Source organism: Mesorhizobium sp. WSM4829, from assembly GCF_055811475.1.
On record NZ_JBVVQJ010000006.1, the window covers coordinates 63,704 to 76,499 of the forward strand.

A 12,796-nucleotide genomic window follows, 5' to 3' on the forward strand; every position below is an offset into this window, starting at 1 on the left:
GTCGCTTCGGCCAGCCGGCCCGAGTCCGGAGACATCTGGGACAGATCGCCGTTCGTCGAGGTCTAACGATCAAGTTCCGGAAAATACGGATCGGAGAAAAACCGCCGACCGCGCTCGCCTTGCAAACAGTCGACCGGTGCTGCCGCGTCGACCGGGACGGACCCGGGATCGGCCCCGGGACCGGCATTGGGATCGGTAACACCGCTGACCTCGAGGACCAGCTTGCGGCGTATGGCGGTCACGAATTCCGAAGCGGCATAGACCGGCAGCACGAAGGAGCCTGGCCCGCCTGTGACGCACTCGGCATAGTATTGGTCGAGATGGCTGAAGCTGGGCGACGGGCTGATCAGGATCGGCAGGCCATTGATGACGATGCCCTTTGCTATCGCGGCGTCGCGTGTCGTGGCGACGGGCATCCCGATATTGTTGGGGCCATCGCCTGAGATGTCGATGACGCTGCGCGTCGCGTCGAAGGCGGCTCCATCCAAAAGCTTGGCGCCGAAGGCGAGCGCACTGGAAATCGAGGTGCCGCGAAAGCTCCTGAACGGGCGCGCCTCGATCTTGCCGGCGAATACCTCGGCGCTCTCGGCATCGTCGATGACCTGCCAGGCAATGACGGCGTCGTCGCGGACGGTGCCTGCCCATTCGAAATAGGCCAGCGCAATGCGGCCGTTCACGCCCGAACGCACCGCATTGATGAAGTCGGGGTGGCGCAGCGCCTTGACATAGCCGGCGCGCTGCAGGGCGAATTCCTTTTCGTCCATCGAGTGCGAGATGTCGACCGCCAGCACCAGTTCGACGTCCACGGCAATGGTGTCGGCAGGCGCGGCCAAAGGTGCTGCCTGGGCACGGGCAAGGCAGGCAAGCAGGCTGACGCAGGTCGCCCAAAAGCGCGCAGCGGTTTTGGGGTAACGACAAGCATCGAAGCAAAGACTCAAAGCGTGTCGCATGAATCCAACGCCGCAGGCTTCCGAACGATGCCGGCAATCTTTCGCCGCGATCACGGCAAAATAAAGCTTACGGCCGGCTATGCCTGTTGGTGGGCTTTGGCGACGGCCGGGGGTGGTTCGATCGCGCCGGCCCTGACGCGGACTGGCTTGAGAGCCGGTCGCTCGAAATCTTTCACGATCGCCAATGAGCGCGGGAAGAATTCAATATTCTGCTGGCCACGGCCGATATTGAGGATCGCGGCGTCGGCAAGACGCGCCTCCAGCATCGACAGCACCCGCCGCAGCGTCGCGCCGTCGAACGTGTCCAAAGCCTCATCGATGATCACCCATTTCGGCTGCCGCAAGACCAGCCGGGCAAAGGCAAGCAGGCGCTGCTCGTCATCGCTCAATTCGCGCTCCCAGCGCGCCGACCGGTCGAGCGAGGATGACAGCCGCCCGAGACCGACCTCGGCAAGCACCGCCGAGATCTCGGCGTCGCTGACCGCGGCATCGGCGTGGTCGAGCACCTCGCGCAGCGTGCCGAGCGGGAAATAGGGTTTTCGGGGAACGAAGGCCGGCACCTCTCCGGCCGGCATGCCGATCCGCCCGCTTCCCCACGGCCACAGACCGGCAATGGCGCGGAAGAACAGCGTCTTGCCGGCGCGCGGATCTCCGGTGATCATGACGCGCTCGCCGGCACGGATCTCGACATGGGGCTCGGCGAGCTTGGTGCATCCATCCCGCGACGCAATTTCGAGCTTGTCGAATGTCAGCCTGCCGTCCGGATTTTCGCCGAACTCGATGCGCCTCTCGCTGTGGTGGAGCACATCCGTTTCAGCAAGCGCGATGCGGAAATCGGCGACGCGCATCAGCGTGGCGCGCCAATCGGCGATGCCGCCGATATTGTTGATGAACCAGCGCAACGAGGAATGCACCTGGTTGAAGGCGCCGACAGCCATCATCAGCCCGCCGAAGCTGATGTCACCGGCGAAATAGACCGGCGCGGCGACGAGGATCGGCGCGACGACAGTGATCCAGCCATAGGTGTCGGTCACCCAGGAAAGATTGATCTGGGCGCTGTAGATGCGCCGCATCGCGCCCAGCACCGTGCCGAGGTCGAGCTCAAGCCGCCGTCGCGCGTCGGCCTCGCCGTGCGCAAGCGCGATGGCATCGACATTCTCGTTGACGCGGACCACCGAGGAGCGCAGCTCCGCCTCGCGCGTATAGCGGTCGCTGTTGAAGCGGATGAGCGGCCGTCCGACCAGCCAGCTCAGCCAGGAGGCGGTGCCGGCATAGAGGATCGCGGCCCACACCATGTAGCCCGGAATCGCCAGCGAATAGCCGCCGACATGGAAGACGAAGCCGGAAGACAGCGACCATAGGACGCCGACGAACGAAACAAGCAGAATGAACGACTGCAATAGCCCTATGCCGAGACCTGTTGAAAGATCGGAGAGATGCCCGGCATCCTGCTGCAGGCGCTGGTCGGGGTTGACGCCGATGGCGCCGGCGTTGGCGAGCCGGAAAGCCCGCGCCGGCCGCATCCATTCACCGATCAGATCGACGGTCAACGCCTCACGCAGCTTCAGCCGGATCGTCTGGTCGAGCCAGGTCTGGCCGACATTGAGCACCACAAGCCCGCCGGCGATGGCGGAAAACACCAGAAGCTGGTGCAGGAAACCCTGCATGTCGCGCCGAGCCAGCGCGTCGTAAAAGGGCTCGTTCCAGCGATTGAGCAGAACCTGCCCGATCGAGGTTGCCACAATGACGGCGACGATGCCGAGGCAGGCCCAGAGCAGTTGTTTGCGGATCGGCGACGTCGCCAGCGCCAGCCTGATTGTCGCCAGCTGGTCGCGCAGGCTGCTAGCTTTGACCGACGCGGCAATCGGCTTGGCGCTGGCCTCGAAATCCGGATGATCAGCCATTGATGAAGACCCTTCGCAAGCGGTGCTGAAACCGGTGAGCAAGTCGACTCAATCGGGTAGCAAACCCGCCCACGACAGATAGGTGGGAAAAAGCGTGATTCCGATCACGAAAACGTCATCGGCGGCCCGGCGACGGCGCCTTCCCGCTCGGCGATATCCGGCCGAGCCTTGTGGCGCCATGCGGCGAGAAAACCGGCACGAAGACGCGGCGAGAGGCGCGCTGGACGACCGGCACACCCTGATAGAGCCGCTTCTGCGCCTCGACGACGATGACGCCGGAAAAGATCGGCCAGAACCTGCGGCCGGCGCGCTCCAGCACATTGTGGAACCGCATCATGAAGCGTCGCCGCGATGGCGGGAAGAACAGGGCGTCGGACCAAGCCGCGGGCGTGAAATTCGCTTCGCGCAGCAATTCGGTGAGCTGGCCGCGCGAGAAAGGCCGGCCGCTGCCGAACGGCGTATGCTCGAAACGGGCCCAGACACCGCGCCGGTTGGGCACGACGATGACGACGCGGCCGGCGGGCGACAGCACCCGCCAGATTTCGTTCAGCGTCTCGCGCGGGTTCTCGGCATGTTCGAGTGAATGGACGAGCAGCATGCGGTCGATGGAGGCATCGACCAGCGGCAATTCCTCATCGAAGACCAGCGCGGTCGCGGTCGGCCCGGTGGCCGGCCAGACCACCGCGCCTTGCGTCGCCGGCATGAAGGCAAAGACACGTTCGGCATCGGTGCCGAACCGCTCCAGCCACGGCAAGGTGTAGCCGAGGCCGACCAGCCGCTCATTGGGCACGACAGCCCATATCGAGGACAACGCCATGGTGATCGAGCGTTCGGCCAATCGCCCGAGCGTGGTCGAATAAAAGGAGCGAAGGTCGACGATATCGGAATGCATGCGCGGCACGCTATCTTCGATGCTGTCCAAGTTCAACAAAGGCGCCAAGTTCTACAAAGACGATGACATCCGCGGGCAAGCGCCCTATGTCTGCGGCGACTGCTGCATCGGCCAGAAATCGGTTTCGATTTCGGAAGACACGATGCAGCAGGTAAAAAGTGTCAGAAGCGTCCTTTGTGCGTCCTACTGGACGCGCGGCGCTCTCGTGGAGAGATGCGATGCCGGTTGAAATCGAACAATTCATGTGCCGCAGCGACAATTTCGGTGTGCTGGTGCATGACCCGAAAAGCGGCCAGACCGCGATCATCGACGCGCCCGAGGAGGCGTCGATCCTGGCCGCGATCGAGCGTACCGGCTGGACGCCGACGATGATCCTGACCACCCACCACCATGTCGACCATGTCGAGGCCAATCTGGCGTTGAAGCAACGGTACAAGCTGCGCATCGTCGGACCGGAGGCGGAACAGGCCAAGATTCCCGGCATCGACGAAACCGTCGAGCAGGGTTCGGTCATCCACCTCGGCGAGGAGAGGATCGACGTGATCGCCACGCCCGGCCACACGGCGGGCCATGTCTCCTATCATCTGCCGGCGTCGAAAGTGGCGTTCACCGCCGACACACTGTTCGCACTCGGCTGCGGCCGGCTGTTCGAATGCAAGCCGCCGGTGATGTACGATTCGTTGAAGAAGCTCGCGGCGCTTCCGGCCGAGACGGTCGTCTATTGCGGCCATGAATACACGCTTTCCAACGCCCGCTTCGCGCTGACCGTCGACCCGACCAATTCGGCATTGAAGGAGCGCGCCGCGAAAATCGAAGCGCTGCGCGCCGACGGCAAGCCGACGCTGCCGACCACGATCGGTGAGGAACTGTCGACCAATCCGTTCCTGCGCTGGCACGATCCGGCAATCCGCAAGCATCTCGGCATGGAGAACGCCTCCGACGCCGAAGTGTTCGCCGAAATACGCAAGCGCAAGGATAATTTCTGAGCACCGTTGATGGTCTGGCATCCATGAAGGTCTGAGGAAAATGACCAGTTCCGCCGAAATCATCGCGGCGCTCGGCCTGAAACCGCATCCGGAAGGCGGCTGGTATGCCGAGACCTTTCGCGATGGCGCGGAAGGCGCTCGCGGCCATTCGACCGCGATCTATTTCCTTTTGGAGCAGGAGCAAGTGTCGGCCTGGCACCGCGTCAAGGACGCCGCCGAGGTCTGGCATTTCTATGCCGGCGCCCCGCTGGCACTGTCGATGCATCGGGAAAACGGGCCGGTGATCGAGCAGGTGCTCGGCACGGCATTGGCGGCGGGCGAGCGGCCGCAGATCGTTGTGCCGGCAGGCTGGTGGCAGTCGGCGCGCAGCCTGGGCGAGTGGACGCTGGCCGGCTGCACCGTGGCGCCGGGCTTCGATTTCGCCGCCTTCGAGCTGGCCGAACCGGGCTGGCAACCGGGAACGCGTTAGGTATATCGAGATTCAGGTCAGGCCGAGCCGAAAATGGTGGATTCCGAGAACCGGAACGGAGCGTACGTTTGGGTACGTGAGTACCGGAAGCGCAGGAAACCGCCGTTTGCAGGCCGGCATCACCTGAATATCGACATACCTAACCCAGCAGGAAACTCATCGTGATCCCCAGCTGGGCGGCATAATACAGCACCCAGACCGCGCGGCGCGTCCAATCGCAGTGCGGCGAGATGGCGCTCAGCAGGAACTTTTCCGAGGCGAGCAGCCCGTCGGACGCCATGAACAGCACGGCGCCGCCGACGACCCAGAAATTGCTCAGGGTCAGCGCCGAAATGCCCATGGCAAAAATTGTCGCGATATAGACGCTGATCGGAAGGCGCAGGGCGGGGCCGACACGGCGCCAGAGCGCAAAAAGCATGGCGAGCGCCAACACGGCCATTGCCACGGCAATCGCCGCGCGCAACGGCTCGGCCGAGAGCAGCCCGACCCCCTCGCCGGAGCGCAGGAACAGCGCGATGTAAAGCCCATGCGCCACGAGAAAACTGGCCAGCCCGCCGACAAAAGCCTTTTCAGCGTCGCGCGACAGCAATGCGTCGCCGATAGCGCTGAGCGCCAGCGCCGCGATGAGCAGCCACGGACCGCCCTGCAGCGATGCCAGCACAGCAAGCATTGCCACGGCCAGCGTCTTGACCGCGGAACGCGCAAGCGTCTGTGGCATGTCGATGGTGAAGGCGTAGATCACCGCGGCGGCCAGCGAAAACAGCAGCGTCGCATTGGCGTCGGCGTCGATGCCGCCGGGAAACGGCATCACGCCCCTGCCTCGCTCGCAGCCCTCTTGCGCAAGAACAGCGATTTCGCCGCAAGCGCTGCGCCGCCGGTGATCAGCACGCAGGCGGCGAGGATGCGCAGGGACGGCTCGGCGAAGCCGGCTGATATCAGCACCAGCGTCGACAGCAGCGGCGCGGCATAGCTTGCCGCGCCCAGCGCCTGGATGTTGCCGCGCTTGACGCCGATATCCCAGGCGTAGAAGGCCGCGCCCACCGGCATCAGGCCGAGGCCGAGCACGGCCAGCCACTGGCCGGCGCCGACTGGCAGCACCGTCTCTTCCAGCATCAGATGGCAGACAAGCGAAAGCGCTGCCGTGGCCGCACAGAACCAGGTGACGATGCTGGTCGGCACCGACGGAAAGCGGCGCGACAACAGCGAATAGGACGACCACAGCACGGCGCAGACGCCGGCCATCGCATAGCCGAAGGCATAGCGCGCGTCGAAGGCAATCCCGCCGGCCTTGGTGACGATCAGAAAAGTGCCGGCAAGGCCGAGCAGTGCGCCGACGACATGGTTCCAGGCCAGCCGCTCGCCCGGCATCAGCGCCGATCCGAGCACGATCAGCAGCGGCCACAGATAGGCGATGAGGCTCGCCTCCACCGCCGGCGCGTTGCGCAGCGCAGTGAAATAGAAGAAGTGATAGCCGAATAGGCCGGCAATGCCGATCAGCCACACTTGCGGCGGTATTTTCTCGCTCCCGGCGGTGGCCGGCATGAACAGCCGCGCGACGAGCCCGACGCCAGTGCCGATCGTGAAGGTGATCGCCGAGAGCAGGAATGGCGGCACCGCGCCGGAAGCGTCCGTAAGCAGCGCCAGCAGCGCCCACATGGCGACCGCCGAGAAGCCGATCAGTGTTGCGCGCCCCATGTCCGTCTCCGGCGGCGCGCGATCGCGCCTATTCTGTCGCTTCGAACCGCTCCGCGCTGACGGTGAGGGTGCCGATTTTCGTGCCGACCGTGGCGTGGATGGGCGCATATACGCCGGTTTGGCCGACCGGTGCAAACGTCACCATGATGCGGCTGCGCTTTCTCAGGTAATCCAGGGATTTGCGGTTCTTGCGATAACCGGCCACCGGCTCAAAATCCAGCCGGCAAGTGACGGTATCGCCCTCGTAGCCGCGCACCGAGGTCGAGCCTTTCGACTCGTAGGTCAGCGTCAGATCGGCGCGCATCTCGCCGTCATAGAGCTTCACCGTGCGCCCGCAGACCTTGTCGAGACTATCGGCATGGATGACGGTGGCGGCCATCGGATCGAGCACCGAGGCGAGATGGCTGGCGGCCAGCGGTATCCATTTCTTGGAATTGCGCTTCTTCGGCGCAGGCACGACCTTGGTCGCGGTAACAGTGCCGTTGGCGAACTGGATATCGATCATCGATGCCTTGTCGCCCGATTTGTAGTCGGCGCGGAACGCCTGCGGCTGCAATTGCTTGCCCAAAATCTTGCCCTTCGAGGAGACCGTGCCACGCGTGTCGTCGAATATTGTGGCGAGGCCGGCGCTGGAGACGCTGCCTTCGATCGAATAGGTATCGCCTTCGTAACTGCTGGAAAAGCTTGCCTTGGCCACCGAGAAGCCGTGGACCGAAACCGTATACTCGCCCTTGAAGGATTGTTGCGTGGCGGCAGAAATTGCCGTCGGCAGCGCCACGGCGAGCGATGCAAGGAGAGCATGAGACGAACGAAGCATGGCGGGATCGATCCTCGATTTCAGCAGAAGCGCGCAACTCCAGCCTGGTATCTCCTTGTGCGACCGCTTATAGACTGAATTTCGGCCTTTATGTGAAAGACGTCGTCACACCCGGGCGCAAGCCGGAGCTTGACGCATCGCCGAAATGCAACTATGGAACGCCAACTTTTTCCATAAGGCCGCCTGACCGAAACCGCGCGCCACCCGGCGCGGGTTGAATGTTTGGCCAGACCGAGAACTGAAGGTTTAGAACCATGTCCCGCACCTGCGAACTCACTGCCAAGGCAGTCATGTCCGGCAACAATGTGAGCCACGCCAACAACAAGAGCAAGCGTCGCTTCCTGCCCAATCTCGTCAATGTGACGCTGATCTCGGAAGCGTTGAACCAGAATGTGCGCCTGCGCATTTCGGCCAACGCGCTGCGTTCGGTCGAGCATCGCGGCGGCCTTGATGCGTTCCTGGCCAAGGCCGACGCCAAGGAGCTGTCGCAGCGCGCGCGGCTGCTGAAGAAGCAGATCGCCAAGAAGCTCGCCGAACAGCCGGCCGCTTGATTTTTCAGGCAACCGCCTTCGGCATCGGACCGAAAAGTGCGAAGCGGTTTTCGGAGAAATCCGATGGCCAAACAGCAATGGAGTGTCGTCCGAACTCGGCATGACACCCCGCTGGTTCCATTACCCAGGATAAAAAAATGAGCTTTTTCTCCCGATACCTGCCCTTTGTTGCGGCCATGGCGCTTGTCGTGGTGGCGTCGAACGTCCTCGTGCAGTTCCCGCTGCAGGGTGCAATCGGCGGCCTGTCGCTGGCCGACATTCTGACCTGGGGCGCCTTCACCTACCCGTTCTCCTTCCTGGTCACCGACCTTGCCAATCGCCGCTACGGCCCGGCTGTGGCGCGCCGGATCGTGTTTGTCGGCTTCACGGCGGCAGTGATCTGCTCGGTCGTCATCCCGCCCTTGCTGTTCCGCTGCGGCCTGATCGAATTCGAGACGGCTGCCGACCGGCTGGTGCGCATTGCGGCGGCTTCCGGCACCGCGTTCCTGATCGCGCAGCTGCTCGACGTGACCGTGTTCAACCGGTTGCGCCGGCAGAGCTGGTGGCGGGCGCCGATCGTCGGCACGCTGGTCGGCTCGGTGTTCGACACCGCGGTGTTCTTCACGATCGCCTTTTCGGCGGCTTTTGCCTTCGCTGGCCCGAACGATGGCTTTGCGCTCGAAACCGCGCCGCTGATCGGCGTGCTGCCGGTCGAGGCCATGCGCTGGGTTTCATGGGCGCTCGGCGACCTCGGCGTGAAGCTGATCATCGCCGTGGTGGCGCTGATCCCCTACCGGCTGCTTGCCGCCCGCTGGAGCCAGCCGGCACTGGCGGCATAGAGAAAAGATCATGCCCACAGGTTCTCGAGCATGATCCCGTGGGTCCAACTCGATACCGCGAAAACGCCTGACGGCGACCACGCGCTGCGCCTGAAACAACGCGGCGCCGAATTCTCGATCATGCTCGGCTCGAACGAGCTGATGAACAGCCGCCTCAGCGGTTCTGAGGAAGCGCTGGCGAGGCTGTCCTGCCAAAGGATTGCCGGCCGCAGGCAGCCGAAAATCCTGATCGGCGGGCTGGGCATGGGTTTCACGCTGCGCGCCGCGATTGCCGAGCTTGGCGCCGATGCCGGCATCGTTGTCGCCGAGTTGGTGCCCGCCGTGGTGGCGTGGGCGCGCGGCCCGATGGCCTCGCTGTTCGGCGGCTGTCTCGACGATCCGCGCGTGACCATTCGCGAGGCGGATGTCGGGCAGATCATACGATCGGAAGCCTCGGCCTGGGATGCCATCCTGCTCGACGTCGACAATGGGCCGGAAGGGATCGTCCACAGGGCCAACGATGCCCTTTACAGTGTAGCCGGGCTGATCAGCGCGAGAGCAGCGCTCAAGCCCGGCGGCGTGCTGGCGGTCTGGTCGCAGGGACCCGACAGCGGTTTTACCCGCCGGCTCAAGCAGGCGGGCTTCGCGGTCGAGGAGGCCAAGGTGCGAGCCAATGGCAAGCGCGGGGCACGCCAAATCATCTGGATAGCGACCAACGGACCCCGGCCTGCCGCAACCGGCGCCAAGCTGTAGCTTGTTATCGGCCGTCCTTTGCCGACCGCCTCTCAATCCTCGTGCAGCACAAATTCCAGATACAAATTACGCTGTAGCATCGAGTGGTTGTCGTCCGAGACCAGCGACACCATCAGCGCGCCGTCGTCGCGGGTCCAGACGTCGAGCCCTTCCATATTGTCGATCTGGTAGCCCATGTCGGCTTCCATCAGCATCGGCCCGTCGGCAACCGCGCCCTTCTCGACACTTTCGCCATAGATGCGCCGCAGCCGAATCTTGACGCCGCCGGCCATCGAAAAGCTGCGCTCCAAAAGCAAGAGGTCGCCGTCCGGCAGGAAGGCGCCGTCGGCAATGTCGAAATTGCCGTTGCGCTTGACGGTGAAGACGCCCTTGTGCGGCCCTTCGATAACGGCCGCATAGATGTTGCCTGCCTTGTCGAGGCTCTTTTCCGAGACCACGACCAGCCCGCCTTGGTGCTGGCCTTCAGGATTGGCGTGGGTGATGGTCTCAAAGCCGCGATTGCGGCGAAGCTCCCCGGCTGGAATCAGGAAGTCGAGCTGCCTGAACGGCGGCTCCATGTCACCCGGTTCGATCTTGAACTGTGCAATGCGGTGATCGCGCTCGAAGCCGACTGTGGCAATGCCGTCCTTGAGCGCAAGGCCTTCGGCGTCGACCTCCCATTTCTCGGCGATCAGCTGGCCTGCCTCGTCGGCCATCTGCTGCATACGGAAATTCCGGATGCCGGATGGGCGCTTGTCGGCATCATGGGTGACGGTGCCGAAGAACCAGAAACCGGTGTCGGCGACGCCGATGAAATCACTGCCGGGCTTGCGGAAACGAAACGCCGACAGCGCGCCGAAATCGCGTGACGGCGAGGTCATTTCCAGCCCGCCGACGAATTCGAGCGGGCCGAACCGCTTTTCGTCACCGCCGATATGAAACCGGTCTATCAGCCGTGCCGAGATTTCGATCGGCTCGACCGCAACGGTGCCGGCAGCGATGGGAGCCGACAAGGCGATGCCGGCAACGAACAGGGCTGTGGCGGCGAAAAGCGTCTGCCGAAAGCCGCCCCGCGAAAAAATCATCCGGCGCGCCGCATGCCGCCGCGTCGCGTGTCGCGCATGCTTTCCTCGCCAAACAGCGAGGCCAGTTGCTCGGTCATGGCGCCGGCCAGTTCCTCGGCATCGACGATGGTGACGGCGCGGCGATAGTAGCGGGTCACGTCGTGGCCGATGCCGATGGCCAGGAGCTCGACCGGCGAGCGCGTCTCGATCAATTCGATCACCGCGCGCAGATGCCGCTCGAGATAGTTGCCCGGATTGACCGACAGCGTCGAATCGTCGACCGGCGCGCCGTCCGAGATCATCATCAGGATCTTGCGCTGCTCCGGCCGCGCGATCAGGCGGTTGTGCGCCCACAGCAGCGCCTCGCCGTCGATATTTTCCTTGAGCAGGCCTTCGCGCATCATCAGGCCGAGATTGCGCCGCGCCCGCCGCCACGGATGGTCGGCGGATTTGTAGATGATGTGGCGCAGATCGTTGAGCCGCCCAGGATTGGGCGGCTTGCCTTCCTTCAGCCATTTCTCGCGCGCCTGCCCGCCCTTCCAGGCGCGGGTGGTGAAGCCGAGGATCTCGACCGAGACGCCGCAGCGTTCCAGCGTGCGCGCCAGAATGTCGGCGCAGGTGGCGGCGACGGTGATCGGCCGGCCGCGCATCGAGCCCGAATTGTCGAGCACCAGCGTCACCACCGTGTCGCGGAATTTGGTGTCGCGCTCCTGCTTGAAGGACAGCGGCTGCATCGGGTCGATGACGACGCGCACCAGCCGCGCCGGATCGAGATAACCCTCTTCGAGATCGAAATCCCAGGACCGGTTCTGCTGCGCCATCAGGCGGCGCTGCAGCCGGTTGGCCAGCCGGCCGACGACGCCGGACAGGTTGGCAAGCTGCTTGTCGAGGAAGGCGCGCAGCCGATCCAGTTCTTCCTCTTCGCACAGATCCTCCGCACCCACCGTCTCGTCGAAGGCGGTGGTGAAGATCTTGTAATCGATCTCCTTCGACAGATTGGTGAAGGGATTGTCGTTGCGGCGCGCCTCGCCGGGCGTCTCGGCATCGGCGTCGTCGTCGTCGGACAGGTCGTCGGCGGTAGCATCGGATGCCTCCGTCTCGGCCGATTGCTCGTCGTCGGATGACGCCTCGGTGTCGTCCGACTGCGACTGCTCGGAGCCGGAATCGTCCTCGCCGCCCTCCTCGCTCTGCTCCTCGCCTTGCGGCTGGTTTTCATCGTGGTCTTCGGAGTCTTCGGTCTCCTGGTCGTCACCGAGTTCCTCGGCCATTTCCATGGAAGCCAGCATCTCGCGCACGACACGGGCGAAGGCCTGCTGGTCGTCGAGCTTTGCCGACAGTCCGTCGAGATCGGCACTTGCCTTCTCCTCGACCCAAGGGCGCCAGAGGTCGACCAGCCGCTCGCCGCTCTTCGGGACAGTGCGACCGGTCAGCTTTTCGCGCACCATCAGGGCCAGCGCCTCCTCGATCGGCGCGTCGGCCTTGTCCTTGACATCGATGAGGTTGGCCCTGGCGTATTTGTCCTCGAGCATCGAGCCGATATTGTCGGCCACACCCTGCATGGCGCGGGAGCCGATCGCCTCGACGCGGGCCTGCTCGACCGCATCGTAGATGGCGCGGGCCTGTTTGCCCTCCGGCGCCAGCCTGGTGTGGATGCGCGTGTCGTGGCAGGCGCGCTTCAGCGCCATGGAATCGCCGAGCCCGCGGGTGATGGCGATGTCGGCCTTCGTGGCTTTCTTCGGCAGTTCAGGCAGCCGGGCGCGGCTGCCGGCGAGCGCCGGCCGATCCTTGGCGAAACCGACTTCGAGCTCCTTGTCGCCGGCAATCGCGCGCATGCAGACGGTGACGGCGCGCTTGAAGCTGTCGGCTTCAGACCCCGTCTTCGACTTGTTGCGCGTGTTGTCGCCTGGACCCGCCATCGATCATTCCTTGGAGCATGACC

General features: G+C 64.2%; 14 protein-coding genes. 6 read left to right on the forward strand and 8 right to left on the reverse strand.

What is annotated here, in order from left to right; all coding sequences use genetic code 11:
• Positions 1-62: 62 nt before the first annotated feature.
• The 3 genes from AC0L17_RS07910 to AC0L17_RS07920 form a co-directional block, all read right to left on the reverse strand.
• Entirely contained in the window at positions 63-833 is a 771-nt protein-coding gene (locus tag AC0L17_RS07910) for a DUF1194 domain-containing protein (RefSeq protein WP_245277581.1), read from the reverse strand.
• Positions 834-1,027: 194 nt separating this feature from the next.
• On the reverse strand, positions 1,028-2,854 hold the full coding sequence (locus tag AC0L17_RS07915) for an ABC transporter ATP-binding protein/permease (RefSeq protein WP_473515404.1): 1,827 nt from the start codon (positions 2,852-2,854) through the stop codon (positions 1,028-1,030).
• A gap of 115 nt (positions 2,855-2,969) precedes the next feature.
• Positions 2,970-3,746, reverse strand: coding sequence for a class I SAM-dependent methyltransferase (locus tag AC0L17_RS07920; RefSeq protein ID WP_091593108.1), 777 nt, complete (start codon positions 3,744-3,746; stop codon positions 2,970-2,972).
• Between AC0L17_RS07920 and AC0L17_RS07925 the strand changes: the two genes are divergently transcribed.
• From AC0L17_RS07925 to AC0L17_RS07935, 3 genes are read left to right on the forward strand one after another with little or no spacing between them, the layout of a single operon-like run.
• Entirely contained in the window at positions 3,745-3,975 is a 231-nt protein-coding gene (locus tag AC0L17_RS07925) for a hypothetical protein (protein ID WP_473515405.1), read from the forward strand. The genes AC0L17_RS07920 and AC0L17_RS07925 overlap by 2 nt on opposite strands.
• On the forward strand, positions 3,965-4,732 hold the full coding sequence (gene gloB, locus AC0L17_RS07930) for a hydroxyacylglutathione hydrolase (RefSeq protein ID WP_419694887.1): 768 nt from the start codon (positions 3,965-3,967) through the stop codon (positions 4,730-4,732). The genes AC0L17_RS07925 and gloB overlap by 11 nt, the downstream gene beginning before the upstream one ends.
• A gap of 40 nt (positions 4,733-4,772) precedes the next feature.
• Complete coding sequence (locus AC0L17_RS07935) at positions 4,773-5,201, forward strand: cupin domain-containing protein (RefSeq protein WP_473515406.1); 429 nt, start codon at positions 4,773-4,775, stop codon at positions 5,199-5,201.
• A 139-nt stretch (positions 5,202-5,340) separates the two neighbouring features.
• Here AC0L17_RS07935 and AC0L17_RS07940 read toward each other — a convergent pair whose 3' ends face one another.
• Genes AC0L17_RS07940 through AC0L17_RS07950 form a run of 3 tightly spaced genes read right to left on the reverse strand, consistent with a single transcriptional unit; the run spans position 5,341 to position 7,713 of the window.
• Complete coding sequence (locus tag AC0L17_RS07940) at positions 5,341-6,009, reverse strand: lysoplasmalogenase family protein (RefSeq protein ID WP_473515407.1); 669 nt, start codon at positions 6,007-6,009, stop codon at positions 5,341-5,343.
• Positions 6,009-6,896: an aromatic amino acid exporter YddG gene (yddG, locus tag AC0L17_RS07945; RefSeq protein ID WP_473515408.1), complete on the reverse strand. Its 888-nt coding sequence runs from the start codon at positions 6,894-6,896 to the stop codon at positions 6,009-6,011. The genes AC0L17_RS07940 and yddG overlap by 1 nt, the downstream gene beginning before the upstream one ends.
• 28 nt (positions 6,897-6,924) lie before the next feature.
• Positions 6,925-7,713, reverse strand: coding sequence for a DUF3108 domain-containing protein (locus tag AC0L17_RS07950; RefSeq protein WP_128246078.1), 789 nt, complete (start codon positions 7,711-7,713; stop codon positions 6,925-6,927).
• Between the two features lie 254 nt (positions 7,714-7,967).
• On the opposite strand from AC0L17_RS07950, the gene rpmB reads away from it, so the two are divergent.
• From rpmB to AC0L17_RS07965, 3 genes are all read left to right on the forward strand, one after another.
• On the forward strand, positions 7,968-8,264 hold the full coding sequence (gene rpmB, locus AC0L17_RS07955) for a 50S ribosomal protein L28 (RefSeq protein ID WP_023797188.1): 297 nt from the start codon (positions 7,968-7,970) through the stop codon (positions 8,262-8,264).
• A gap of 137 nt (positions 8,265-8,401) precedes the next feature.
• A complete protein-coding gene (locus AC0L17_RS07960) occupies positions 8,402-9,082 on the forward strand; it encodes a queuosine precursor transporter (RefSeq protein ID WP_287329162.1) in 681 nt (226 codons plus the stop codon).
• A 30-nt stretch (positions 9,083-9,112) separates the two neighbouring features.
• Positions 9,113-9,814, forward strand: coding sequence for a spermidine synthase (locus tag AC0L17_RS07965; protein ID WP_473515409.1), 702 nt, complete (start codon positions 9,113-9,115; stop codon positions 9,812-9,814).
• 32 nt (positions 9,815-9,846) lie between these two features.
• Here the strand turns inward: AC0L17_RS07965 and AC0L17_RS07970 are convergent, their stop codons facing one another.
• Positions 9,847-10,878 carry an esterase-like activity of phytase family protein gene (locus tag AC0L17_RS07970; protein ID WP_473515410.1) on the reverse strand — a complete coding sequence of 344 codons (1,032 nt, stop codon included), beginning with the start codon at positions 10,876-10,878 and terminating at the stop codon, positions 9,847-9,849.
• A complete protein-coding gene (gene cobT / locus AC0L17_RS07975) occupies positions 10,875-12,773 on the reverse strand; it encodes a cobaltochelatase subunit CobT (protein ID WP_473515411.1) in 1,899 nt (632 codons plus the stop codon). The genes AC0L17_RS07970 and cobT overlap by 4 nt, the downstream gene beginning before the upstream one ends.
• Between the last annotated feature and the right edge of the window lie 23 nt (positions 12,774-12,796).

Excerpts from the sequence above, each read along its gene's own strand:
- AC0L17_RS07915 (WP_473515404.1), bottom strand. The coding sequence starts at position 2,854 with ATGGCTGATCATCCGGATTTCGAGGCCAGCGCCAAGCCGATTGCCGCG.
- AC0L17_RS07925 (WP_473515405.1), top strand. The coding sequence starts at position 3,745 with ATGCGCGGCACGCTATCTTCGATGCTGTCCAAGTTCAACAAAGGCGCC.
- AC0L17_RS07920 (WP_091593108.1), bottom strand. The coding sequence starts at position 3,746 with ATGCATTCCGATATCGTCGACCTTCGCTCCTTTTATTCGACCACGCTC.
- gloB (WP_419694887.1), top strand. The coding sequence starts at position 3,965 with ATGCCGGTTGAAATCGAACAATTCATGTGCCGCAGCGACAATTTCGGT.
- AC0L17_RS07935 (WP_473515406.1), top strand. The coding sequence starts at position 4,773 with ATGACCAGTTCCGCCGAAATCATCGCGGCGCTCGGCCTGAAACCGCAT.
- AC0L17_RS07940 (WP_473515407.1), bottom strand. The coding sequence starts at position 6,009 with ATGCCGTTTCCCGGCGGCATCGACGCCGACGCCAATGCGACGCTGCTG.
- yddG (WP_473515408.1), bottom strand. The coding sequence starts at position 6,896 with ATGGGGCGCGCAACACTGATCGGCTTCTCGGCGGTCGCCATGTGGGCG.
- AC0L17_RS07950 (WP_128246078.1), bottom strand. The coding sequence starts at position 7,713 with ATGCTTCGTTCGTCTCATGCTCTCCTTGCATCGCTCGCCGTGGCGCTG.
- rpmB (WP_023797188.1), top strand. The coding sequence starts at position 7,968 with ATGTCCCGCACCTGCGAACTCACTGCCAAGGCAGTCATGTCCGGCAAC.
- AC0L17_RS07960 (WP_287329162.1), top strand. The coding sequence starts at position 8,402 with ATGAGCTTTTTCTCCCGATACCTGCCCTTTGTTGCGGCCATGGCGCTT.
- AC0L17_RS07965 (WP_473515409.1), top strand. The coding sequence starts at position 9,113 with ATGATCCCGTGGGTCCAACTCGATACCGCGAAAACGCCTGACGGCGAC.
- AC0L17_RS07970 (WP_473515410.1), bottom strand. The coding sequence starts at position 10,878 with ATGATTTTTTCGCGGGGCGGCTTTCGGCAGACGCTTTTCGCCGCCACA.
- cobT (WP_473515411.1), bottom strand. The coding sequence starts at position 12,773 with ATGGCGGGTCCAGGCGACAACACGCGCAACAAGTCGAAGACGGGGTCT.